General features: G+C 60.5%; 1 protein-coding gene. It reads right to left on the bottom strand.

Annotation, left to right across the window (positions count from 1 at the left end):
- The coding region (gene bamE, locus J5M57_RS28045) for an outer membrane protein assembly factor BamE (protein ID WP_207938482.1) at positions 1-213 on the bottom strand (213 nt) is incomplete at its 3' end.
- Between the last annotated feature and the right edge of the window lie 314 nt (positions 214-527).

Here is a 527-nt window from a genome sequence, read left to right as displayed (position 1 = left end):
GTCCAGCAGCGGCGTGCCGAGCAGCGCGCGCACCTGCTCGCGCGACATGCCTACCTGCAGTTGCGACGCCTTTTCCTGCGACACGAAGTTGCCCTGGACGACGGTGATCCGATACGGCGTAATGCTCTGCGCGATCCGCTGGGTCACGCTGTCGTACGACGAACAGGCGGCCAGTCCGACCACGGCGACAGCTGCGATGACGGTGCTCCGCACGCGGCTCCTCTGAAGTTGCAAAAGCGATCTTGGAATCATGTCCCTCACCGTGCTGGCCCTTGTCCAAGGCCGCGCGAGAATGTCACAGATGACTGAAAAGGCGAAAAGCCGGTACTATTGAAGCCCTGCATTGTACTCTAGGGACGCCTAGCCATGACCAATCCGACCGATCTCAAAAACATCGGGCTCAAGGCCACCCTACCGCGCCTCAAGATTCTCGAAATTTTCCAGCAAAGCCCGGTTCGCCACCTGACCGCCGAAGACGTCTATCGCAACCTGCTGCACGAGGAACTCGACATCGGCCTCGCCACCGT

Origin of the sequence: Pseudomonas sp. 86_A, from assembly GCF_017491705.1 — a bacterium.
Lineage (GTDB): Bacteria > Pseudomonadota > Gammaproteobacteria > Pseudomonadales > Pseudomonadaceae > Aquipseudomonas > Aquipseudomonas koreensis.
The sequence above is the reverse complement of the archived record's forward strand: the minus strand, read 5'-3'. Positions and strand labels throughout refer to the sequence as shown.